We start from the raw sequence: 22,587 nt of genomic DNA on the forward strand, positions 1-22,587 counted from the left end.
CTTAAAGGGGCAGCTGGCTGTTTTACCAACGTGGGCGGTGGTGTTCAATTATGGTTAATGTCGGCCTACTACGGCCCACCATTTCGATTGACCCTGACGACACCTGACGATTTATTGACGCCCGAGAAACAAGGAAGGATATTCCATGAAGTTTAGTCATCTGACTGCTGCTGTCGCCGTCGCCCTGTTGACCGCGATGCCTGCAAGCGCCGAGACCCGCGTGACCTACAAGTCCGCCAAGTCCACGTCGTCCTATTATCAAATGGCGGTGCAGATTGCCGAAGCGATGGGCAAGGCCAGCGACGGCGAAATCAGTGTGACGATTGAAGAAAGCCAAGGCTCGGTTCAGAACGTGATGGAGGTGCGCGCACGCGGCGGCGACTATGTGTTCACCACACCGCCCGTTCTGGTCAAGCTGGCCCAAGGCGGCAAGGCGATGTTCGAAGGGAAGGGTGATCCGGCCTTTGACGACATCCGCGCCCTGTTTCCGATCCCGTCGCTGACCATGCACTTCGTGATGAGCGAGGCGAGCGGCGCGACCACATTTGACGACCTCAAAGGCAAGACGATCCTTCTCGGCAAAGGCAGCTTTGGCGCGCGTGAAGGTGAAAAATATCTGGGCCTCTTTGGGGTTCAGGATGATGTGACGATCGCCGATGTCGAGCTGTCCAATGCGGTGCCTGCCCTCAAGAACGGCCAGATCGACGGTTTTGTGACGGCAGGCAGCTGGCCCGCGCCGAATGTGGTCGAGGCTGCGGCCTCTACCGGTGTGCGGGTCGTGTCGCTGAGCGATGCGCAGATTGCCGAAACCAAGCGGACGAAACTGGTGATCCCGGCGGGGACGTATGCGGGGCAGGACGAGGATATCGTGACGACCTCGCTACCGGTTGTGGCCTTTACCACCACCAAGATGGATGATGACACCGCCTACCAATTGACCAAGACATATTGGGAACAGAAGGCCACAATGACCGCATCTGCCAAATGGTGGGGCGGTGTGGACGCCGATCTGATGGCGAACATCACGGGCAAGATTCACCCCGGTGCGCTTCGTTACTACGAGGAAGCGGGCTTTGAGATCACCGACGATCAAAAGTGAGCTTGACCAACGCTGATACGCCCGCGCCGGCAGGTCTGGCGCGGGTTTTCTGGGCCAGCTTTGCGCTGGCCTCAGTTTTGTTTCACATCGGGTTGGTGTTCTCCGGACTGGTGCCCAACCTTGTGAGCCGCCCCCTGCATCTGGTTTTTGTGCTGCCTTGGGTGCTGATCTATCAGCGCGAGGGGACGCAATGGGTCAGTGGCATGGTGCTGCTTGTCTTTGGCTGTGCCGCCGCATTGTGGGTTGCTTTCAGCCATGACGCGCTTGCCGATCAATACGGTTTCTTGGAATCTGACTTTCAGGTCGGTATCGCCGCCGTTCTGATCTGTGTGGTGTTGGAGGCTGCACGCCGGGCAATCGGCTGGCCGCTGCCGCTGGTTGCCGCGCTGGCGTTGCTTTACGGTCTGCTAGGACAACACATCCCCGGTCAGTTCGGCCATTCGGGAACGCCGATTGAAAGCTTTCTGGGAACGTTAGTCATTGCCGAAGGCGGGTTGTGGGGATCGCTGACCGCCGTATCGGTGAATGTCGTGGCGATCTTCGTAATCTTTGGCGCGGTGCTGAACGCGGGCGAGGCCGGGCAGGGATTCATGAATGTCGCGGCCGCAGCCGCCGGAAGGCTAAGGGGCGGCGCGGCCAAGGTTTCGGTCCTGTCCTCGGCGCTGTTTGGGTCGATTTCCGGGTCGGCGTCGGCAAATGTTGCCTCGACCGGGGCGATCACGCTGCCCGCGATGACCAAGCTGGGCTATCCAAAACGTATCGCTGGCGCAGTCGAGGCGGTGGCGTCTTCGGGCGGGCAGATCATGCCGCCGCTCATGGGGGCCGGGGCCTTTGTAATGGTGGAACTGACCGGCGTTCCCTACACTGGCATTATGGCCGCCGCGGCACTGCCGGCGTTGTTGTATTTCTGGGCGGTATGGATCGGAATCGACGGCTATGCGCGCCGCTATGATTTGCGTGGCCTGACGGCGGCGGATCGGCCTGCGCGGCGCGATGTTCTGGTGACTTCGGGGTTTTTCCTGATTCCCTTTTTCATCCTGCTGTGGGGCATGTTCGTGATGCAGGTAACGCCGCAATATGCGGCCTGTCTTGCGATCATGGCAGGCGCGGTGTTGTTGCTGACGGGGCGTGATCTGCGGATTGATCTGCGACGCGCGGCAGTGCGGGCCGAAAGCGCATTGATCAACGCAGGAAAACAAGTGGCGCTGATCGGGGCTATCATATTCTGCGCTTCGCTGGTGATCGGAGTGCTGGGTGTAACCGGGCTGGGGGTCAAGATTACGTCGTTGATCCTGTCGGTGTCAGGTGGTCAGCTTTGGCCATCGCTGCTGCTCACTGCGCTGGCCTGTCTGGTGCTGGGGATGGAGGTGCCCACGACAGCGGCGTATGTGATCTGTGTCTCAGTGGCCGGACCTGCACTGATTGAACTGGGGCTGGACCCATTGCAGGCGCATTTGTTCGTGTTCTGGTATGCATTGTTGTCCACCATCACGCCGCCGGTCTGTGGTGCGGTATTCATCGCAGCAGGGATGATCGGGGAAAATTGGCTACGTGTGGCGTTGACGGCAATGGCGCTGGGCGTCGGGCTCTACCTGATCCCGCTGGGTATGGTTGCTGCGCCATCGCTCATTAACCTGACCGGCGCGCCGGTGATGGCGGTGCTGGCCGCGATCAAGATCGGCGCCGGGCTGGCGCTGATCAGTTGGGCATTGGTCCGGCGCTGGCATGTCTTGCTGCGCTTGGCCGCTGCTGCTGTTGGGCTGCTGCTGGTACTGGCGCCAATCTAGGCGATGACCGCGCGTGAACTGAGAGGTGGCGCATGAATTCCAGACTGTCCCTTAGGCAATTGCGCTATTTTGCCAGCGCCGCGAAACATGGCAGTTTCAAGCGGGCAGCGGAAGTGATGAATGTGTCGGCTTCCTCGATCTCCTTGTCGGTCGGACAGTTGGAGGGCGTTATCGGGTGTCAGTTGTTTGAGCGGCGTCATGCACGCGGGTTGGTGTTGACCGATGCTGGCAAGGAAACGCTGATTGAGGCGCGCAACGTGTTAAGCGGCGTGGAAGGAATCGAACAATCTGGCGGCCGGCGCGATGGTGGGCTGGAAGGGGCGCTGGAAGTGGGCGTTTTGCGTAGCCTCGCGCCCTATGTGATCCCGGCCTTTCTAGAGGCCTTCCGGGCGCGCTATCCGGGGATTGACGTCTATATCAGCGAAGGTGTGATCAGTGATCTGCTGAGTGGTCTGGTTTCGGGGCGCAGCGATCTGGCCCTGACCTATGATACCGACTTGCCTGCTGCGATCCGCACTTGGCCGGTTCTGGACCTGCCACCGCGTATCTTGGTTGCTCAGGGGCATCCGTTGGCGGGGCTGTCACGCGCGTCATTGCGGGATTTCGAGGATTATCCCTATATTCTGGCTGACTACGCCAATACCCGCGACTACATCTTTTCGATCTTTGCAGATTGCGGACTGGGATTGCCCCGCATTGCCCAACGCGTTCAGTCGTTCGAGTTGTTGCGCAACTTGGTCGGGCGAAGTGATGCGTATGCGCTGGTCAACATGTGCCCACCCTACGGCAATGACCCGGATGCGCCTGTCCGAACTATCGAGATTTTGGAAGAGGTCCGCACGCCAGTCCTCTCGCTGGCTGGGTTGCGGCGTGTGCGTCCTAATCCGGCGCAGGAAGCGTTCATCGCGCTGGCCCAAGAGATGATCGGTTCGGAAATGCTCTTGCGTTAAAAAAACTCATGCAGTGTCGTTTTAATTGAACTTTATAGGCGCATGCTGTCTGAGTAGCGTGATGGTCTGGATTTGCAAGGTTGCACGGGGGGCACCATGACGATCAAGATTGATGGCAGAACGCTGACGATCAACGAAATTGCGCGCGTGGCGCGGGATGATGTTGCAATCGAACTTACCAAGGATGCTATCCGGCGTGTGACGGAATGCGAGGCGTTTCTGGAAACGCTTATCGACGAGGGTCGCCCGATTTATGGCGTGACCACCGGCTTTGGCGCGCTGGACGGGCGCAAGGTATCGCGTGCGGATAACCACGCCCAGCAGGTCAATCTACTAAAGAGCCATGCCGCCGCCTATGGCCCGCCAATGTCACGCGACACGGTACGCGCGATGATGGTGATCCGGGTCAACGCATTGGCGACCGGGCAAACCGGCGTACATCTGGCAACGCTAGAGGCGCTGGTTGCAATGCTGAACGCCGGGATCACACCGCATGTGCCGTTGCAGGGATCAGTCGGTGCCTGTGGTGATCTCGCACCGCTGGCACATATGACGCTGCCATTGCTGGGATTGGGGCGTGCGCGAATTGGCGGCAGCGATTGGATGGATGGCGCGGCGGTGATGCAGCAAGCGGGCATTGAGCCGCCTCATATCGCGGGACGTGACGGGATCGCATTGATCAACGGGACTGAGCAGACCAGCGGCATCGGTGCGCTGGCATTGCATGACGCATCGGCATTAATCGAATTGGCCGAAGAGGCGGCATGTCTGACGATGGAGGCCTTGGGCGCCGTGTCCGACAGCTTTGACGAGTTGACCGCCTTGGCGAAACCCCATCCGGGGCAGATCGTGACATCGGCCAACATGCGCCGTCTGACAAAGGACAGCGTTTCTGTACTGCCACCGCGGCCGACCCGGCTGCGCGACGCGCTTAGCCTGCGTTGTATTCCGCAGGTGCATGGGTCGACCCGCGATGCGATTGCCCACGCGCGCGAAGCGATGGAGATGGAGATTAACGCGGTGAATGACAACCCGATCTTTGGGGTGGCGGATAATCTGGTCACGTCGAACTCGGGTAATTTTCACGGTCAGCGCATTGGTGAAGTGTTGGACTATGCGGCCAATTCCATCACCTCGCTGGCGGTCATCAGCGAGCGGCGCTGCGCGCGTCTGGTGGATGAGAATCACAACGGCGGCTTGCCTGCCTTTCTTATTCACCCTGACGCGGCGCAGGGGCGCAACAACGGGATGATGATTGTGCAGTATACCGCTGCATCACTGGTGGCCGAGGCGCGCACACGCGCGGTGCCGGGCACCATCCAGTCGGTGCCGACCTGTGCCAATACAGAGGACCATGTACCAATGTCACCGCTGGCCGCGCGCCGGGCGGGGGATGTGGTGGACATCGCACAGACCATTGTGGCGATCGAATGCCTGTTGGCTGCGCAGGCGATGGATCTGCGCGGGATTGACCCCGCACCCCTGTTGGCTCCGGTCTATCGCACAGTGCGCGACGCGGTCCCGATGATGGTCGAAGACCGTGTTCTGGGCGATGATCTGGCGGCTGCCCGCGCGGCGGTCACAGATTATGCGCAGACCCTGCATTGAGGCAGAATATCAGATGAGATTTTCGCACCATTGCACAGTAGGGCTTAACAAGTGCCGCAGAACCCAAGATAGTCGAACCATAACAGAGGAGAACGCATCATGAAGAGAAGACATTTTCTGAAAGCATCCGCCGGGGCAGCAGCCGCTGCACCACTGGCCACACCTGCGCTGGCGCAGGACGTTCGCCAATGGAAGATGGTCACATCCTGGCCCAAGAACCTGCCTGGACCGGGTGTCGCGGCACAGATGCTGGCGGATCGGATCACGGCGCTGTCCGGTGGCCGGATCGAAGTTAAGCTCTATGCTGCTGGTGAATTGGTTCCGGGCCGGGGCGTGTTCGATGCGGTCTCGGAGGGGACAGCGGAACTCTATCACGCGGTGCCAGCCTATTGGGGCAGCAAATCCAAGGGTATCTTGCTCTTTGGGTCTCAGCCCTTTGGCTTGCGCGGCGACGAGCAATATGGCTGGATGGTGCATGGCGGCGGGCAGGATCTCTATGATGAGATGTATGGCCGCTTTAACCTGAAACCATTCCTGTGTGGCAACTCCGGCCCGCAATGGGCGGGGTGGTTCCGTGAGGAAATCAAATCAGCCGAAGACCTCAAGGGTATGCGTTTCCGGACGGCAGGTCTGGCGTCCGAAGTGGCGAGCAAGCTTGGGATGGCGGTGCAGGCGATGGGCGGTCGCGATATGTTCCAGCAGCTGCAATCGGGTGCATTGGATGCCGGTGAGTTCATCGGGCCATGGTCCGACAGCGCGCTGGGCTTCTACCAAGTGTGCAAATACTACTACTGGCCCGGCGTGAATGAGCCATCCTCGGCAGAGGAATGCGCGATCAATTCGGACGTCTATGCCGAGCTGCCCGAAGATCTGCAAATGGCTGTGCGCGTGGCGTGTTCGTCGCTCTATGGCGATGTATGGACCGAATACACCACCAACCACGCCCGCGCCCTGCCCAAGCTGGTCGAGGAGCATGGCGTGCAAGTTCGGCAATTGCCGCAGGATGTGATGGTGGCAATGGGCAATGCGGCTGGTGAAGTGATGGCCGAAATGCGCGAAGACGACGATGAACTGGTACGCCGCATCACGGAAAGCTACATGGATTACCGTAGCTCCGTTTCGGATTATATGGTCTATGCGGATAACGGGCAGATGAATGCCCGCGCGCTGGACTATAAATACTGATAGCCATTGTCAGCGCCGGTCCTGTCCGGCGCTGACCCTTGCCCGGAGCCCGCCTGAATGAGCCGCCTTGCCGACGCGCTGGACACAATCAATCGCCATGTCGGCTATACGGTGCGCTGGCTTGCGCTGTTCATGGTCATGGCGCAATTCGGCGTGGTGCTGTTGCGCTACGTTTTTGGCGTTAGCTGGGTCTGGGCTAACGAATCGGTGCTCTACATGCATGCGGCCCTGTTTATGATTGCGGCAGGGTATACGCTGCTGGTGGACGAACATGTGCGCGTCGATATCTGGTACGCCAAGGAAGGCCCGCGTGGTCAGGCGTTGACCAATCTGCTGGGACATCTGGTGTTGCTCATCCCTTCGATGACCGTTCTGTTGCTCTATTCATGGCCGACGGTGCGCAATTCGTGGAAGATCATGGAAGGTCCGATTTCGGTGGGTGGCATCCCGGCGTCTTTTTTGCTGAAATCGCTTATCCCTGTGTTCTGCGTGCTGCTGATCATACAGGCCGTTGCGAACATCCTGCGCGATCTCGCGCGCCTTGCCGGGACACGTTGATATGCCTTTGGACCTGTTGATGATCGCCGCGTTGATCGTCGGTATTCTGATCGGCTATCCTGTTTCGTTCACCATCGCGGGTGTGGCAACGCTGTTTGCCGCCTTGGGCGTGTTGACCGGGCAGTTCGATTTTTCGCTGATGGGGGCACTGGGGCAGCGGGTCTTTGGTCTGCTGACAAATCAGGTGCTGATCGCGATCCCGCTATTTGTTTTCATGGGCGTCATACTGGAGAAAAGCCAGATTGCCGAGGATTTGCTCAAGACCATGGGCCGCCTCTTTGGTCGTGTGCGGGGTGGCCTGGGTATTTCGGTGGTGCTGGTTGGCGCGCTGTTGGCGGCCTCTACCGGGATCGTCGGGGCCACGGTGATCGCGATGGGTATGATCGCGCTGCCGACGATGCTGGCCAGCCGATACGATCCGCGTCTTGCCTCCGGGCTTGTCTGTACTGCCGGTACGCTGGGGCAGATCATACCGCCATCGACGCTGCTGATTATCCTGTCGGACGTCATTTCCAACGCCTACCAGCAGGCACAGTTCGAGCAGGGAAAGTTTACCGTCGATACGATTTCTGTCGGACAGATTTTTGCCGCGGCCCTGTTTCCGGGGCTTCTGCTGGTGGCGATCTACTGCATCTACATTCTGGTGCGCGCATGGCTGCGGCCAGAGGACGCGCCTGCAATGGCGCAGTTGGACGAGCCGCCCTCGCTGGGCACAATCCTGCGCGCGATATTGCCGCCGATCCTGCTGATCCTCGCGGTGCTTGGTTCGATCCTCGGTGGCATTGCCGCCCCGAGTGAGGCGGCGTCCGTCGGGGCGATCGGTGCGCTATTGATGGCTGGCGCGCGGCTGGGTGCATCGCGACGGCTGATCATCACCGGCACGGCGGCCTTGCTGATCCTCGCCGTGGCGGCGGGTGTGGCGCCTGTCCGGCTGCAACGATCCGACACGTCGATGTTCGATTACGGGCTTGGGGTGGCTTATGCGCTGGCGGCGCTGATCGGGTTTGTCGCCATCGCCGCCTCATTGCGGCGCAGTCTGGGGGCAGGGGCGCTGCGTCCGACGCTGACATCGACGATGACAGTGACCGCAATGATTTTCGCCACGATCCTGACAGCCAGCATGTTCTCTCTGGTGTTTGTCGGCTTGGGCGGAGAAGAGCGGATCGAGGCCATCATTACCGCTATGCCGGGCGGCGCAGTTGGCGCGCTGATCTTCTCTATGCTGCTGATTTTCGTGCTCGGGTTTTTCATGGACTTTGTCGAGATCACGGTCATCGTGCTGCCGCTACTGCTGCCGATCCTGATCATCATGGGGCATGATCCGATCTGGCTAGGCGTGCTGATTGCTATCAACCTTCAGACGTCATTCCTGACCCCGCCATTCGGTTTTTCGCTGTTTTATCTCCGCGGGGCTGCGCCCAAGGAGATCACGACAGGGCAAATCTATCGCGGAGTGGTGCCGTTCATCGGACTGCAGTTTATCGCTGTCGCGCTGATCTGTTTGGTCCCGGCAATTGCGACGTGGTTGCCGGGCGTTTTGTTCTGACGTTCGGCGGGATGGTGGGGTGAAACCCCACCCTACGGGTAGAATGCATCACGCCTCTTTGAGTAAGCCTCTGGCGATCAGGTCGGCGCGTATCTCATCCGACTGGGCACCGCGCAGCGGAGGGCGCGCAACGTCGCGCCGTAGGCCGTCAAACCGGGGTGCGGCGGAGGGCTGCAATACGCCATCCGGTGCCTGCCAGATCCCGCGTGCCTGCATATGTGGGTCATGTGCCGCGCCATCCGGCGACAGCACCGGGGCGACACAGGCATCGCTGCCATCAAAGAGTGCGGCCCAGTGCGCGACCGGCTCGGCTACGAAAATCCCGGCCAACTGTGCCGTCTGACGTGGCCATTGCGCCGGATCGTGCTGATCGGCGAGTGCCGGGTTGTCCCCCAGTCCTAGCAGTTTCAGGAACGCGGCATAAAACTGTGGCTCCAGACATTGCACGCTGAGGTAACCGCCATCGGCGCAGGCATAGCAGCGTGACCAATGCGGTCCGTCCAGCAGGCTCTGGCCGCGGTCTGTGACCATCTGGCCGCTTTGCCGGATCGCCATCAAAAGCGTCATCATATGCGCCGAGCCGTCGACCATTGCTGCGTCGACCACAGCGCCCTTTGCGCCGCCCCGAACCGCCAGAAGCCCGGTCAATATGCCAGCAACCAGATATAGGGCGCCGCCCCCGATATCGCCCAGCATCGTTGGTGGCGTAAAGGGCGGCTGGCCGGGTTCGGACGCGTACCAGAGCGCGCCCGAGGTGGCGAGGTAGTTGAGGTCGTGCCCGGCGGTTTGCGCACGCGGGCCGTCCTGACCCCAGCCGGTCATCCGCCCATAGACGAGTGCAGGATTGGTGGTCTGACAGATCTCTGGGCCCAGTCCCAGCCGCTCCATCACGCCGGGGCGCAACCCCTCAATCAGCGCATCGGCTGTCTGGATCAGCGCCAACGCCACGGTGCGATCGGCGTCGGATTTAAGGTCGAGCGTGATCGATTTCTTGCCACGGTCCAGCAGGCTGACTGCGCCGGTGACATCGCTCGTGTCCGGGCGGTGGACGCAGATGACTTCGGCTCCTAGATCGGCAAGCATCATAGCGGCAAAGGGGGCAGGCCCCAGTCCCTCGAATTCAACAATCCGTATCCCTGCCAGCATGAAGCCCCCTCTGTCTCTTGCGCAGATTAGTCCGCTACCGGCCTGTCAGTAGCGACGATGTACGCGTTTGCCGCTGACCAGCCGACGGCCCTTCTGGCGTTCGCGCAGGAATACGAACAATCCCGAGCCAAGAACGAGGATGATGCCAATCATCACCATCGGCGTCGGCCATTCGCCCCAGATCATCCAGCCCCAGAAGATCGCCAGTGGCAACCCGATGTATTCGAAAGGTGCGATCGTGCCCGCATCCGCGAGCCGGTATGCCTGCGCCAGTGCATAGCCGATCACAGCCGAGTTCAGTCCGAGACCGAGCAAGAGCCAGACATCCCGTCCCTGTGGCCATTCCCACGCCCGCAAAAGGAAAATCAGGCTTTCGTTCTCGATCCCGACTGCATACCGCCCGTCACCGGCAATGGCCCAAAATATCAGGGTAACAACGATAAAGTTGACCTGAACATAGACGGTCATTGCCGACGCCTTCGACGCTACCCCCAGCTTGCGCGTCAGCAACTGGTTGATCGCATAGGTCAGCGCCGCAAGTATGGGAAGCAAATAGACATACCATGCGACCGGGCGGCTATCGCCCCCCTCCCAAGGGCGGACCATGATGACCACTCCGGCAAAGCCAACGACGACAGCGCCGATGCGCAGCGGTCCGACCTTTTCCCCCAGAAACGGGATGCTAAGCAGGGTAATGAGAAGCGGTGCGATGAAGAATATTGCGGTCGTCTCGGCCAATGGTAGAGATGCCAGTGCGGAAAAGAACGTGAGGTTTGCCACCACCAGCATCATTGCGCGCAAGAGGTGCAGTCCCGGTGTGTTGGTTTTCAGAATGCGCCAGCCGCCTTCCATCTGTACCAGCATGAGACTGAACACGATGCCGATGATCGAGCGCGTGAACACCATCTGATGCAAAGGATAGCCACCGGAAAGAACCTTGATCAGCATATCATTGATAGAGATCGCCACGATTCCAAAGAGGATAAAACCGATGCCGACAGCCGGGTTGTGAACAGCGCCTGAAGCAGAAGTAGAGGTAGTCATGGCAGGGTCCTTTCCCTGCCGGGCTATCACGATGGCTGCGGCAAGGACATGTCAGGTTGCGACATTCTTTAGGGTGAACCGATATGGAAGGTTAGCCCAGTTGTGCCGCGATACGCGCGGCTACGTCCTGTCCGCTCAGCCATGCGCCGTGGGCGGTAGCCTGCCAACGCGTGGAAAATGCCTCGCCGGCGAAGGCAACATTGCCAGTGTCCGCTGCGATCAGGTCGCGGCGCAACTGGGCATATCCCGGTCTGGCGTGAGAGTAGGATCCTTGCACCATTGGGTTCTGCGTCCAGTTCGTGACTGCGCTCGCGCGAATGGTGCGTGCGACATCGCTGCCGAACGCCGTGGTCATATGCCCAGTGGCGAAGTCGGTCATCGCTGCCGCGCCTGCAGTTGACAGTTCTCGGGCGATGTCCCCGGCGAAATGTGCGATCAAGAGCGGCTGATCATGGTCCATGACCTGAAAGCTGATCGCCGGTATGCCGTTGCCGGGATCGACGTTGATGAATACCTTATCGCGAGCCATTTCGGGCACTGTGTCCAGAGCAAAGGCCACCTTTTCATAGGCACCGCAGGGCACATGTTCGAGCTGCTGAACGAGGTCGCAGGCGGGGCCTGCGCCGAATCCGATGTTACCGGATGTCAGAACATTGGTCGAGGCAGTGACAATGGCTGCGCGCGCCTCGATGGGGCCGCCATCGGTTTCGACGCGTACGCCGTTTGCCTGCTGATCGATCCTGCTGACCCGCACGCCAGTGCGCACCGGCAGACCCGCCGCCATGCGCGTGATCAGGTCGCCATAACCGCTGAGCACCGGCCAGTTGACATCGGTATCGACATAATCAGCATAGGCAGCGGCAGAGACATCGCGCGGCACGTCGCCGGACATCAGCGCGAGGATACAATCCACCCCGCCCGTCCATTGACCCGCATCGGGCAGCACATCTGGGATTGGGACATCCAGCGCCTTGCGGCCCGCCGCTTCGATGGCCTCAAAGGCTCTTGTCACAGCGGCGTCAGCTGCCGATAGCGCATCAGAGGTGGCGAATGCCCCGCCTTGCCATACGGCAAACTGGTCGTCCCTGTTGCGCTTGTCGTAGCGTGCGCCAAATCTGTCGGCCATCGCGACCAAGGGGTTTTCGTCTGCGCAGTGCATCCAGTGGCATCCGTGATCCCAAGCGACCCCAAGCGAAGTCGTGTCCGTAAAGGCGCGCCCACCAACCCGGTCCGCGCCTTCGACGATGACAAAGGAAACGCCGCTTTTTTTCAGGGCCATTCCGGCCCCGACACCGGCGGCACCGGCCCCGATGATCACAACGTCTGGCGCGCTCATGGCTTTGCCTTTCCTGAGGGATTGGATCTTGCCTGCCAGCCTAGAGCAGCGTCGCTTCGTCGCCAAGCCACTTGCCGCTGTGCAAAATCGCACTGGCATGTCGCACTTGCGCGGGGCGTCGAATGGGCTAGGGTCCGCCGATACTCTGAAAGGCCGTTCGCATGCCCCCGATTGTCAAAGTCGATAACCTTCAAAAAACCTATGATGGTGGTTTTGTGGCGCTCAAGGGCGTCTCATTGGAGATTGAGGAGGGCGAGATCATCGCGCTGTTGGGGCCGAATGGCGCTGGCAAGACGACGCTGATTTCTGCGCTCTGCGGAATTACCGGGCCGACAGGCGGGCGGGCCGAAGTGGGTGGTCATGACATCATCACAGGCTACCGCAAGGCACGCGAGATGATCGGGTTGGTGCCGCAAGAGGTCGCACTGGAGCCGTTCGAGAAGGTAATCAACACGGTAAAATTTTCGCGCGGCCTATTCGGCAAGAAACGCGATGATGCGCTGATCGAGCGGGTGCTGCGCCAACTGAGCCTGTGGGACAAGCGAAACAGCCGCATCCGCGAGCTGTCAGGCGGTATGAAACGCCGGGTGCTGATCGCCAAGGCGCTCTGCCACGAGCCGCGTGTTCTGTTTCTGGACGAACCGACGGCAGGGGTCGATGTCGAGTTGCGCCGTGATATGTGGCAGATCGTCGACAACCTGCGCCACGACGGTGTGACGATTATCCTGACCACGCATTACATCGAAGAGGCCGAGGCCATCGCCGACCGCATCGCCGTTATTAACAAGGGCGAGATACTGCTGGTCGAGGACAAGGCAGCACTGATGACGCGTATGGGACGAAAAACACTGCGCGTTGATCTGCGCGATCCCGTGGTGGCAGTGCCAGAGGCGCTGGCCGACTACGATCTGGTCCTGTCTGAAGATGGCAGCAGCCTGAGCTATCACTATGATACCCGTGGTGAGGGGACAGGCATTACACGATTGTTGCAGGCGCTGGCCGCCGAAGGGCTGAGCCTGCGCGATATCCAGACCACGCAGAGCAGTCTGGAAGAAATTTTTGTCAGTATGATCCAGGAGGGCGCGACATGAATATCCCGGCGATCAAGGCAATATACCGGTACGAGATGGCGCGGTTTTTCCGCACGCTGATGGAAAGCCTGCTGTCGCCGGTCATCTCCACATCGCTTTATTTCGTGGTTTTCGGGGCTGCCATTGGCAGCCGCATCACAGAGGTCGAGGGCGTATCCTACGGTGCCTTTATCGTGCCCGGCCTCATCATGCTGAGCGTGATGACCCAAGCGATCAGTAACGCCAGCTTTGGTATCTATTTCCCAAAGTTCATCGACACGATTTTCGAGATATTGTCGGCACCCATCAATTTCTTTGAGATCGTCATCGGCTATGTTGGGGCTGCGGCGACCAAGGCGCTGCTGATCGGTCTGGTGATACTGGCGACGGCACAGTTTTTCGTGGATATCGAGATCCAGCATCCTGTCGCGATGGTGGCGTTCCTTGTTCTCACCTGCCTCTCTTTCAGCCTTTTCGGTTTTATCATCGGCATCTGGGCCGAGAATTTTCAACAACTACAACTGATCCCGCTACTGGTGATCACTCCGCTGGTGTTTCTGGGGGGCTCGTTCTACTCGATCACGATGCTGCCGCCGCTGTGGCAGACGATTTCTTTGTTCAACCCTATCGTTTATCTGGTCTCGGGGTTTCGGTGGTCGTTCTTTGGGCAGGCAGATGTTTCGGTCGGGTTCAGCTTGATGGCAATCACGCTGTTTACGTCGATTTGCCTTGGTGTCATCTGGTGGATTTTCAAAACCGGCTACCGGATCAAGTCGTGACTTGATCCGCAAACCTGCCTGTGACAGTCACTTTTTTACGCTAAGTGCAGGTTTGCCGCGCCCATCGCCTTGTTTGTGGGGGGCGGGCCATCTACATCGGAATCCATGACCGACTGGCCACTGATCAAACGCATCTCACCTTTTTCGAAATCCCCGCCGCGCGTAGCGTTGTTGCGCCTGTCAGGCTCTATCGGGGCTGGCGCGCGATCCGCGCTGAGCGACGAGGCGATCGGGCCCGTGATCGAAAAGGCGTTCCGCAAGGGGGAAACCGGCAGCGGTGGCGCTGCTGATCAATTCACCCGGCGGCTCGCCAGTGCAATCCTCGCTTATTGCCGCGCGCATCCGTCGACTGTCCGAGGAAAAGAACATTCCCGTGCACGCCTTTGTCGAGGATGTGGCAGCGTCGGGCGGATACTGGCTGGCCTGTGCTGCGGATGATATCTGGACCGATCCCGCGTCAATTGTTGGCTCAATCGGTGTGATTTCGGCGGGCTTCGGGCTGCCGGTATTTCTGGCACGGCAAGGGGTGGAGCGGCGGGTGTATACCTCTGGAAAATCCAAATCACAGCTCGACCCGTTCCAGCCGGAAAAGAAAGAGGATGTGGACCGGATCAAGGCGCTGTTGGAGGATATGCACACGGTCTTTATCGACTATGTGAAATCACGCCGCGGTGACAAGCTGAGCAATGATGGCGCGCTTTTTTCGGGTGAATTCTGGCTGGGCGCGCGCGCAGCGGAACTGGGCCTCGTGGACGGGCAAGCTCACGTAATGAGCAAGCTGCAAGAGCTATACGGCAAGGACGTCCGCATCACGCGCTATGGCCGCAAAAAGGGCCTCTTCTCTCGATTCGGTGCCAACATCGCTGAGGATGCGATCGGGGCTGTCGAGGACCGCGCCAGTTTTGCAAGATACGGGTTGTGAGGTGATATGATCATCAAGATCGTCACACTGTTTCTGATTGCGATGGGCGTTCTGGCCATGTTTGGACGGCTACGTTTTCCGGGCCAAAAACGTCTGGCGGCAGCCAAGTGTCCGAGTTGCGGCAAGTTTCGCATCGGCAAGGGCCCATGCAGCTGCCAAAAAGGGCTGAAGTAATATGACGGGAGCCGTTGCATCGTCATTATCGGTCTGGCTTTTTGCCGGGTTGGGGCTGGTGATCCTGCTGCTGGCGGGGGATGCGCTGGTCAAGGGCGCGGTGAACCTCAGCCTGCGAGTGGGTATTCCGGCGCTGATCGTCAGCCTGACCATCGTGGCATTCGGCACCTCCGCACCCGAGCTTCTGATCGCAATCAACGCGGTGCTGGAGAACAAGCCGGGACTGGCGCTGGGCAATGTGGTCGGATCAAATACGGCCAACATCCTGCTGGTGTTGGGATTGCCTGCAATCATGTCCCGCTTGCACACGAGCGAATGCGATACGCGCAAGACCTTTGTTTTCATGCTGGCCTCGACGGCGCTGTTCATCGGCTTGGCGTTTTTCGGGATATTTACCGCTCTCTCGGGGGCGGTGCTGCTGGCCGGGCTGGTGTTTGTGTTGGGCGATGCATTTCGTGATGCGCATCGGCATCGCCGCGCGGCCTGCGCCCCTTGTCCAAACGGGGGGCAGGAAGTCGAGGGCGCGGATCCAGACATGCCGTGGTGGCAGATCGCCGTTTTTCTGATCCTCGGTTTGGTCGGGTTGCCTCTGGGTGCTGACCTGTTGGTGGATAATGCATCTATCATCGCGGCGAACTATGGCGTGAGCGATACGGTGATCGGTCTGACGCTGGTGGCGCTGGGCACGTCGCTGCCGGAATTGGCAACCACAATGATGGCTGCATTGCGCAAGCAGGCGGATGTCGCTCTGGGCAATGTTATCGGCTCGAACATGTTCAACCTTCTGGCAATCATCGGGGTTACATCCCTGATCGGGCCTATTCCAGTCGATCCTGAATTCCTTCAGTTCGATCTGTGGGTGATGTTGGGCGCATCGCTGTTGTTGATACCCTTCGTGTTCTGGGGGCGCGACATCACCCGGCGCTGGGGCGTTGCGCTAACCGTCAGCTATCTGGGCTACATCGCGATCATTCTGGTCTGAGCGTGTCAGAAGGGGGGAACGTCGTGTCAGTTAGAGAAAGTTTTGCACCGCGCGAGGAGTTGTTAAGAAAGTGTTACAAAAACTGTAATGATTCCAGCATATTGCATCGCGCCCTAAAAAATATCGTGCAATTTCAATGCGTTGAAAAACTGCCTAAAAAATAGGCAAACCAACGAAGCCAGCCGAATAGAACGAAAATTTTCGACTGACACAAACTTACCCGCAGACTTATCCACAGAATACGTGGACAGGATTGCCCTTGTGTCGACCATCGGAAGATTGCAGCCAACGGCAAGAATCATAGTATGCTATCCATGCCTGAAGATACCCACTCCAAGCCGCCGCTTACAGGCCATGAACTGATCCAGACCTACCTGCGCACGTTGGGGGCGGGGCCGGGGGTATATCGCATGCTCGATGCACAGGCGCGCGTGTTGTATGTCGGCAAGGCACGGAACCTCAGGGCGCGTGTCAGCAGCTATGCGCGGCCGACAGGGCACACAGGCCGGATCGCACGCATGATCGAGGCAACGGCGTCGATGATGTTTCTTACGACGGCAACAGAAACCGAAGCGTTGTTGCTGGAGCAGAACCTGATCAAGCAGCTTAAGCCGAAATTCAACGTGCTGTTGCGTGACGACAAAAGCTTTCCAAATATCCTCGTGACCAAAAGTCATGATTTCCCGATGATCAAGAAGCACCGCGGTGCCAAGCGTGAGAAAGGTGCCTACTATGGGCCCTTTGCCAGCGCAGGCGCGGTCAACCGGACATTGGCGCAGTTGTTGCGAGTGTTCCAGTTGCGTAACTGTACCGATGCCGTGTTCGAGGGCCGCACGCGCCCTTGTTTGCAGTACCAGATCAAACGATGCACCGCGCCCTGTGTTGGATATATTTCCAAGCAGGACTATGCCGCCCAAGTGAAGGATGCGGAACGCTATCTGTCTGGTCGCTCGACCGAGATACAGGAAAAACTGGCCACACAGATGCAAGAAGCCTCTGCCGAGATGGAGTTCGAGCGTGCCGCCGCCTTGCGTGACCGGATCAAGGCGCTGACGCAGGTTCAGACCGCGCAGGGGATTAATCCACGCACAGTGGACGAGGCAGATGTGATCGCGCTGCATCTGGAAAACGGGCAGGCCTGCGTGCAGGTATTTTTCATACGTGCCGGTCAGAACTGGGGTAACCGCGATTTCTATCCTCGCGTCGGTGCCGATGTGGAAGAGGCGGAGGCGCTGGAGGCCTTTGTCGGGCAATTCTACGACACCAAGGAACCACCCCGGCAGCTGATTCTGTCGCATCCGATCGAAAATGCCGATCTTATGGTCGAGGCATTGTCGGGCAAGCTGGGCCGTAAGGTCGAACTGCTGGTGCCAAAGCGCGGAGAGAAGGCAGAGTTGGTGGATGGTGCGATGCGAAACGCACGCGAGAGCCTGGCCCGCAAGATGGCCGAAAGCGCGACACAGGCCAAATTGCTGAAAGGAATTGCGGATGCCTTTGCCCTAGAGGCGCCACCGCAACGGATCGAAGTCTACGACAACAGCCATATTCAGGGTGCGCATGCTGTGGGCGCGATGATAGTGGCGGGGCCCGAGGGCCTGATGAAGAACCAATATCGCAAGTTCAATATCCGTGGTGATGATCTGACGCCCGGTGACGATTTCGGCATGATGAAAGAAGTGCTGACTCGTCGATTCAAGAGGCTTCTTAAGGATGATCCGGAGCGCGACAAGGGGCTGTGGCCCGATCTACTGCTAATTGATGGCGGTGCCGGGCAGGTCAGTGCCGTGCAGCAGATCATGGATGAAATGGGCGTGAGGGATGTGCCGATGGTCGGCGTGGCCAAGGGAATAGACCGCGATCAGGGCAAAGAGGAATTCTATCGCACTGGGCAACGCGTGATGGCCCTGCAACGCAACGATCCGGTCCTCTATTTTATTCAGCGCCTCCGGGATGAGGCGCACCGCTTTGCCATCGGGACGCACAGGACGAAACGGTCCAAGGCGGTCGGGGCGACGCCGCTTGATGACGTGCCGGGCGTGGGGGCCGCGCGCAAACGCGCGCTGTTGGCGCATTTCGGGTCGGCCAAGGCTGTGAGCCGAGCCAACCTCGCCGATCTGAAGGCGGTCGATGGCGTATCGGCGGCGCTGGCGCAGCGGGTCTATGATTTCTTCCATGACAAGGGATGAATGCCGGGGGCATGTGCCGACCACACTGTTTTCAATCCGGAAAACAGCGGCGCAGCCGCGGCGTTCCGGGCTTTTATCGTCGCAACATCAAGGGTAGATAAGACAGCATGACCTGGACGATACCGAACATACTCACTTTGATCCGTTTGTTGGCGGCACCGGGTGTTGCGGTGATGTTCCTCTATTTCACCCGCCCATATGCCGACTGGTTTGCCTTGATGCTGTTCGTAAGTGCGGCAATCACCGATTGGTTCGATGGTTATCTCGCGCGTGCATGGCGGCAAGAGACAAAGCTGGGCGCGATGCTGGATCCTATCGCGGACAAGGCGATGGTCGTGATCGCGCTGATGGTCATTGTCGGTTATTCCAGCATGTCGCCCTGGCTGGTCCTGCCTGCCACTGTGATCCTCTTTCGAGAAGTGTTCGTTTCCGGCCTGCGAGAATTCCTGGGGGACACGGCGGGCACATTAAAAGTTACGAAACTGGCCAAGTGGAAGACCACGGCACAAATGATCGCCATCGCTACGCTGTTTTCGCAGGGTGTGTTCGAGCATTATTTCGGTATGTCGACCTTTGGCATGGATCAAACGATGATTTCTGAAATCCTTGAAGGACACGAAGAAGACCTGCATGGCCTTGGCTGGAAACTGAGCGGAATGATCTGGACGTGGTATGCGGGTCTGGGCCTGCTGTGGCTGGCCGCTGCCCTGACATTGATCACCGGCGCCGATTATCTGCTGAAAGCCGTGCCCTATCTAAAGGATGATCGCTGATGGACGTTCTTTATTTCGCATGGGTCCGCGAACGGATCGGTCTGCCGCGCGAAGTGATCGACACCGATGCGTCCACTGTACAGGACCTCGTTGACGAGTTGCGCCGCCGCGAAGGGCGCTATGATGTGGCGTTTTCGGACACCAGCGCGTTGCGTGTGGCGCTAGATCAGGAACTCAGCGATTTCGATGCATCGCTCAAGGGGGTGCGCGAGGTCGCGTTTTTCCCACCGATGACCGGAGGCTGAGCAGTGGACATCCGGGTGCAGGAGGCGGCATTTGACCTTGGGGCCGAGGCGAACGCATTCGCCGCACGGCAACGGGGCATGGGCGCAATTGTCACCTTTACCGGGGTTGTGCGTGATCTGGATGATGCGCCGCTACGCCATATGCAGGTCGAACATTATCCGGGGATGACCGAAAAGGCGCTGACAAAGATCGCTGCGGACGCTGCATCTCGCTGGGATCTGGGCGATATTCTGATTCTGCATCGCTATGGGCGGCTTGCCCCGGATGACCTGATCATGATGGTCGCCACGGCCTCGCGCCACCGCCGCGATGCGTTCGAGGCGGCGACGTTCCTGATGGATTTCCTCAAGTCTCGCGCTCCATTTTGGAAAAAAGAAGAAACCGAGAGTGGTTCGGATTGGGTCGCGGCCAAGCAAGATGATGAGGATGCGCTGAACGACTGGGATTAGGGCGGTGCGTTGCTGTTGGGGTCGAATGGCCGTGTCCTCGCTGTGCCGGCATCTTTGTGACGCTGGGTCATATGCGATCCGTCTTGCCGATGGCGTAAATCGCTGCAAAGTCTGCGCGTAGGCCATATTGGGGACGATCAATGAACGACATTATCTCAGAGTACGTGGCGCAGTTGATGCCCCGGGCGGCTGGCGCAATCCGGGGCACCGCCAAGCTGGTGATTACCGGCGAGGGTGCAGTGATGCTGGACGAAACCGGCGCGCGCGCCGGGGATGAAGACGCCGATGTGACCCTGAGCGCCAGCGATGCGGTCTTTCGCGCGATCCTCTCAGGCGATCAAAACCCGGTGATGGCTTTTATGTCGGGCAAGCTGAAGGTTGATGGCAACACGCAGCGCGCGCTCAAGGTGAGTGCAATCCTGACGGCCTAACGGCTTTAACTCTTTTCGCCGGAACCGTCCTTCATGGCCGACAGCATCAGCATCAGCGCATCTGATTGATTGCGGTTGACGTAGGTTCCCATCACCAGATCCAGCAAAACCTCGGGTTCGCCGCGCAGGCGCAGTACGTCTTCTGCGTTCATCCCGTAGGACAGTTTGCAGCTGACATCGGTATAGAAGCTGTCATTCAGATATTTTGCCCAGCCTGAAATGCGCGGGCTTTCAGCGTTGGTCAGCACTTCTTGCACGGCCTCGCGCAGGCTGAGGTCAATTCCGTCGCAGGGCATCGCATGGGCCATTCCGACCATCAGGAACGGGGCTGTGATGATTGCCTTGAATGCATGTTTCATGTCTGGACCTCCGGTTGGGGCGTGGTGTTATGCGGGACGTCGGCGCGGACCTGCGCCAGATATTCGGCAAAGTATTTTTCGACCGCGCCATGTGATTGCACGATCTTCGAGTAATATGGGGTTGCCACACGGGTGAGGAAACCTGCGGTTTCCATACTTTCGATGACCCGGCGGCCGGTTTCGGGCGAGAATAACATGATAGTGAGGCGCTGTATGTCTGCCTGATCCAGCCCCGGTGTCGCCGACAGCAGGTTTGCCTTGGCCTTGTGTACTTGGATCATACTGAAAACACCGCGCTTGAGGCGTGGTACTTCGAGGCCCATCAGCTTGCGTTGCTCTTCGTTCTGGATCAGCGTGGTCAGCTGTTCGTTATGGCTCAGGATGTAGGCTTCCAGCTTGGCAGGAGAGGCGATCAGATCGAACGCGCTCAGCAAAAAGAAGAATTCGCTGAGCACGAACACATTCTCGCTGCGCAGCTTTTGCAGCAGCAAAGGATCGCTATCAGAGGAGCCACGGCAAAGTTTGTTGTGGAAATCTGTCTTTGCCCGGCGCAAACTCTCAAGCGTATGTATGTCTATGTGATCCATCATCTTGTTACTCACATAAGGGGAGGTGCCACGAGTTGGAAATTCCCACTAGAAATTAGTTGGGCAACTATAAATCAGTATATCCCACCCACATTGAGTAGCAAGCGTAGATAGCCTATCTTTGGTTCAGACGACGGAATAGACTGAACCAATGTAACAAAGGGACTAAGATCATGTTCAAGACCTTTAAAATCACCGCAACCGCCGCATTGATGAGCGTTGCCAGCGTCGCTTTTGCCGATATGGGAAACCTCGACAGCTTCCGGGCGCTGAGCGCAGTGGAAGTCGCCGAAACCGAAATGGTTGCCGCAATCAAGCCCATTGCCGTGGCAGATGAGGCGAGCGCGTCCAAGGGTGTGCTGACCGCAGGTGACCGGATCGCGTTCGAGCTGAGCGGGGTGGAAGGCGCAAAAATCTACATTCTCAATATGGATAGCGCCGGGACGATTCAGATGATCTATCCCAACAAATACGTCGAAGGCGGCGAAGCTCAGACCGAAGACATGATGATGGTCCCCGCCGAAGGGGCAAGCTATGAATTCGAAGTCAGCGGCGAAGGTGGCAGCGAAGTGGTCAAGGTGATCGCGATCGACGGCGAAAGCAGCGCGTTTGACGCTTTGATCGCGTCGCTCTTTGACACCGAAAAAACATTTCCCCGCGCGATCCAGCCGGCCGAGCCAACCACAGATGCGCTGACAGCATTCTTTGAATCGTCAGATGGTGCGAAAATCCGTGAGGCGACTCTGGAATACGTAATCGCAAAGTAATCAGGCCCGCAGCAGGAAGGTATCGAGATGCGCAGCATGTTCATAAAACGATACGCCGGGCGTACGGTTCAGGCGGTTGCTCTCGCGGCTTTGATGGTCGCAGGCTATGGGGTCAAGGCAGATGAAGGGTGCGGCGATGTGCCGACCCTTCTGACCGAAACCGCAGAAAAATCGCAGATACAGTGCGCGCTGACACGGTCGCAGGCGAGTTCGACGGATCGGGCAATTTCGATCGTCGAATCCGAACCAGAGTTGGAGGCAGTCAGCTTTGCCATCAATTTTGAATTTGGCAGCTCCGAACTGACGCCTGAGTCAAAGCAGTTGCTGGCGACCGTGGCCGAGGTGATTGCCGAAGATGAGGCGCTGCGCAAGGCTGGGTATTTCATTGATGGCCACACAGATGCGGTGGGCGCAAATCAGGACAATCAAGTCTTGGGACAAGCGCGCGCAGCGGCGGCGGCGGGGCATCTCTTGGCCAGTGTCGATTTCGCGATGGCGGTTAAGGTCCGCAGTTTTGGCGAGGAAAAACTCTTGGAACCGGATGATCCGACTTCGGCCCGTAATCGCCGCGTCGAAATCACCCCAGTAGCAGCGGAGTAACAA

The 22,587-nt window shown here is 58.8% G+C and carries 22 protein-coding genes and 1 pseudogene; 18 read left to right on the top strand and 5 right to left on the bottom strand.

The window, feature by feature from the left end:
* The first annotated feature begins 145 nt into the window (after window positions 1-145).
* From N7U68_RS15120 to N7U68_RS15150, 7 genes are all read left to right on the top strand, one after another.
* Entirely contained in the window at window positions 146-1,099 is a 954-nt protein-coding gene (locus N7U68_RS15120) for a TAXI family TRAP transporter solute-binding subunit (RefSeq protein WP_263047354.1), read from the top strand.
* A 2-nt stretch (window positions 1,100-1,101) separates the two neighbouring features.
* On the top strand, window positions 1,102-2,886 hold the full coding sequence (locus N7U68_RS15125; protein ID WP_373322931.1) for a TRAP transporter permease: 1,785 nt from the start codon (window positions 1,102-1,104) through the stop codon (window positions 2,884-2,886).
* Window positions 2,887-2,918: 32 nt separating this feature from the next.
* Window positions 2,919-3,836 carry a LysR family transcriptional regulator gene (locus tag N7U68_RS15130; protein WP_165194256.1) on the top strand — a complete coding sequence of 306 codons (918 nt, stop codon included), beginning with the start codon at window positions 2,919-2,921 and terminating at the stop codon, window positions 3,834-3,836.
* 96 nt (window positions 3,837-3,932) lie between these two features.
* On the top strand, window positions 3,933-5,444 hold the full coding sequence (locus N7U68_RS15135) for an HAL/PAL/TAL family ammonia-lyase (protein WP_263047356.1): 1,512 nt from the start codon (window positions 3,933-3,935) through the stop codon (window positions 5,442-5,444).
* A gap of 99 nt (window positions 5,445-5,543) precedes the next feature.
* Window positions 5,544-6,629 (top strand): TRAP transporter substrate-binding protein, encoded by a 1,086-nt coding sequence (locus N7U68_RS15140; protein ID WP_165194253.1) that lies wholly within the window; start codon window positions 5,544-5,546, stop codon window positions 6,627-6,629.
* Window positions 6,630-6,686: 57 nt separating this feature from the next.
* Window positions 6,687-7,187: a TRAP transporter small permease subunit gene (locus N7U68_RS15145; protein WP_165194251.1), complete on the top strand. Its 501-nt coding sequence runs from the start codon at window positions 6,687-6,689 to the stop codon at window positions 7,185-7,187.
* Window position 7,188: 1 nt separating this feature from the next.
* Window positions 7,189-8,733, top strand: a complete 1,545-nt coding sequence (locus N7U68_RS15150) for a TRAP transporter large permease (RefSeq protein ID WP_165194250.1) — start codon at window positions 7,189-7,191, stop codon at window positions 8,731-8,733.
* Between the two features lie 48 nt (window positions 8,734-8,781).
* Here N7U68_RS15150 and N7U68_RS15155 read toward each other — a convergent pair whose 3' ends face one another.
* The 3 genes from N7U68_RS15155 to N7U68_RS15165 form a co-directional block, all read right to left on the bottom strand.
* Complete coding sequence (locus tag N7U68_RS15155) at window positions 8,782-9,879, bottom strand: CaiB/BaiF CoA transferase family protein (protein WP_165194249.1); 1,098 nt, start codon at window positions 9,877-9,879, stop codon at window positions 8,782-8,784.
* 45 nt (window positions 9,880-9,924) lie between these two features.
* Entirely contained in the window at window positions 9,925-10,923 is a 999-nt protein-coding gene (locus tag N7U68_RS15160; protein WP_263047357.1) for a DMT family transporter, read from the bottom strand.
* 91 nt (window positions 10,924-11,014) lie between these two features.
* Window positions 11,015-12,259 carry a flavin monoamine oxidase family protein gene (locus tag N7U68_RS15165; RefSeq protein WP_263047358.1) on the bottom strand — a complete coding sequence of 415 codons (1,245 nt, stop codon included), beginning with the start codon at window positions 12,257-12,259 and terminating at the stop codon, window positions 11,015-11,017.
* Window positions 12,260-12,420: 161 nt separating this feature from the next.
* On the opposite strand from N7U68_RS15165, the gene N7U68_RS15170 reads away from it, so the two are divergent.
* From N7U68_RS15170 to N7U68_RS15210, 9 genes and pseudogenes are all read left to right on the top strand, one after another.
* Window positions 12,421-13,350 carry an ABC transporter ATP-binding protein gene (locus N7U68_RS15170; RefSeq protein ID WP_263047359.1) on the top strand — a complete coding sequence of 310 codons (930 nt, stop codon included), beginning with the start codon at window positions 12,421-12,423 and terminating at the stop codon, window positions 13,348-13,350.
* On the top strand, window positions 13,347-14,108 hold the full coding sequence (locus tag N7U68_RS15175; RefSeq protein WP_165194242.1) for an ABC transporter permease: 762 nt from the start codon (window positions 13,347-13,349) through the stop codon (window positions 14,106-14,108). Before N7U68_RS15170 ends, N7U68_RS15175 begins: the two co-directional genes overlap by 4 nt.
* Before the next feature lie 105 nt (window positions 14,109-14,213).
* Window positions 14,214-15,030, top strand: a pseudogene (locus N7U68_RS15180) (S49 family peptidase).
* Window positions 15,031-15,205: 175 nt separating this feature from the next.
* On the top strand, window positions 15,206-16,186 hold the full coding sequence (locus N7U68_RS15185) for a calcium/sodium antiporter (protein WP_263047360.1): 981 nt from the start codon (window positions 15,206-15,208) through the stop codon (window positions 16,184-16,186).
* Between the two features lie 314 nt (window positions 16,187-16,500).
* Entirely contained in the window at window positions 16,501-18,372 is a 1,872-nt protein-coding gene (uvrC, locus tag N7U68_RS15190; protein WP_263047361.1) for an excinuclease ABC subunit UvrC, read from the top strand.
* 107 nt (window positions 18,373-18,479) lie between these two features.
* Window positions 18,480-19,145 (top strand): CDP-diacylglycerol--glycerol-3-phosphate 3-phosphatidyltransferase, encoded by a 666-nt coding sequence (gene pgsA, locus N7U68_RS15195; RefSeq protein ID WP_165194233.1) that lies wholly within the window; start codon window positions 18,480-18,482, stop codon window positions 19,143-19,145.
* Window positions 19,142-19,390 carry a molybdopterin converting factor subunit 1 gene (moaD, locus tag N7U68_RS15200; RefSeq protein WP_263049168.1) on the top strand — a complete coding sequence of 83 codons (249 nt, stop codon included), beginning with the start codon at window positions 19,142-19,144 and terminating at the stop codon, window positions 19,388-19,390. Before pgsA ends, moaD begins: the two co-directional genes overlap by 4 nt.
* Window positions 19,391-19,393: 3 nt before the next feature.
* A complete protein-coding gene (locus N7U68_RS15205; RefSeq protein ID WP_263047362.1) occupies window positions 19,394-19,840 on the top strand; it encodes a molybdenum cofactor biosynthesis protein MoaE in 447 nt (148 codons plus the stop codon).
* Window positions 19,841-19,980: 140 nt separating this feature from the next.
* On the top strand, window positions 19,981-20,271 hold the full coding sequence (locus N7U68_RS15210; RefSeq protein WP_263047363.1) for an SCP2 sterol-binding domain-containing protein: 291 nt from the start codon (window positions 19,981-19,983) through the stop codon (window positions 20,269-20,271).
* Between the two features lie 5 nt (window positions 20,272-20,276).
* Here N7U68_RS15210 and N7U68_RS15215 read toward each other — a convergent pair whose 3' ends face one another.
* Together N7U68_RS15215 and N7U68_RS15220 are read right to left on the bottom strand one after the other, a co-directional pair.
* Window positions 20,277-20,630 carry a hypothetical protein gene (locus N7U68_RS15215; RefSeq protein ID WP_165194225.1) on the bottom strand — a complete coding sequence of 118 codons (354 nt, stop codon included), beginning with the start codon at window positions 20,628-20,630 and terminating at the stop codon, window positions 20,277-20,279.
* Window positions 20,627-21,220, bottom strand: a complete 594-nt coding sequence (locus tag N7U68_RS15220; RefSeq protein WP_165194223.1) for a hypothetical protein — start codon at window positions 21,218-21,220, stop codon at window positions 20,627-20,629. The genes N7U68_RS15215 and N7U68_RS15220 overlap by 4 nt, the downstream gene beginning before the upstream one ends.
* A 170-nt stretch (window positions 21,221-21,390) precedes the next feature.
* Between N7U68_RS15220 and N7U68_RS15225 the strand changes: the two genes are divergently transcribed.
* Together N7U68_RS15225 and N7U68_RS15230 are read left to right on the top strand one after the other, a co-directional pair.
* Complete coding sequence (locus N7U68_RS15225; protein ID WP_165194221.1) at window positions 21,391-21,984, top strand: DUF4384 domain-containing protein; 594 nt, start codon at window positions 21,391-21,393, stop codon at window positions 21,982-21,984.
* Between the two features lie 36 nt (window positions 21,985-22,020).
* Window positions 22,021-22,584, top strand: coding sequence for an OmpA family protein (locus N7U68_RS15230; protein WP_263047364.1), 564 nt, complete (start codon window positions 22,021-22,023; stop codon window positions 22,582-22,584).
* Window positions 22,585-22,587: the final 3 nt, after the last annotated feature.

Origin of the sequence: Roseovarius pelagicus, assembly GCF_025639885.1 — a bacterium.
In the GTDB taxonomy this organism is placed as follows: domain Bacteria; phylum Pseudomonadota; class Alphaproteobacteria; order Rhodobacterales; family Rhodobacteraceae; genus Roseovarius; species Roseovarius pelagicus.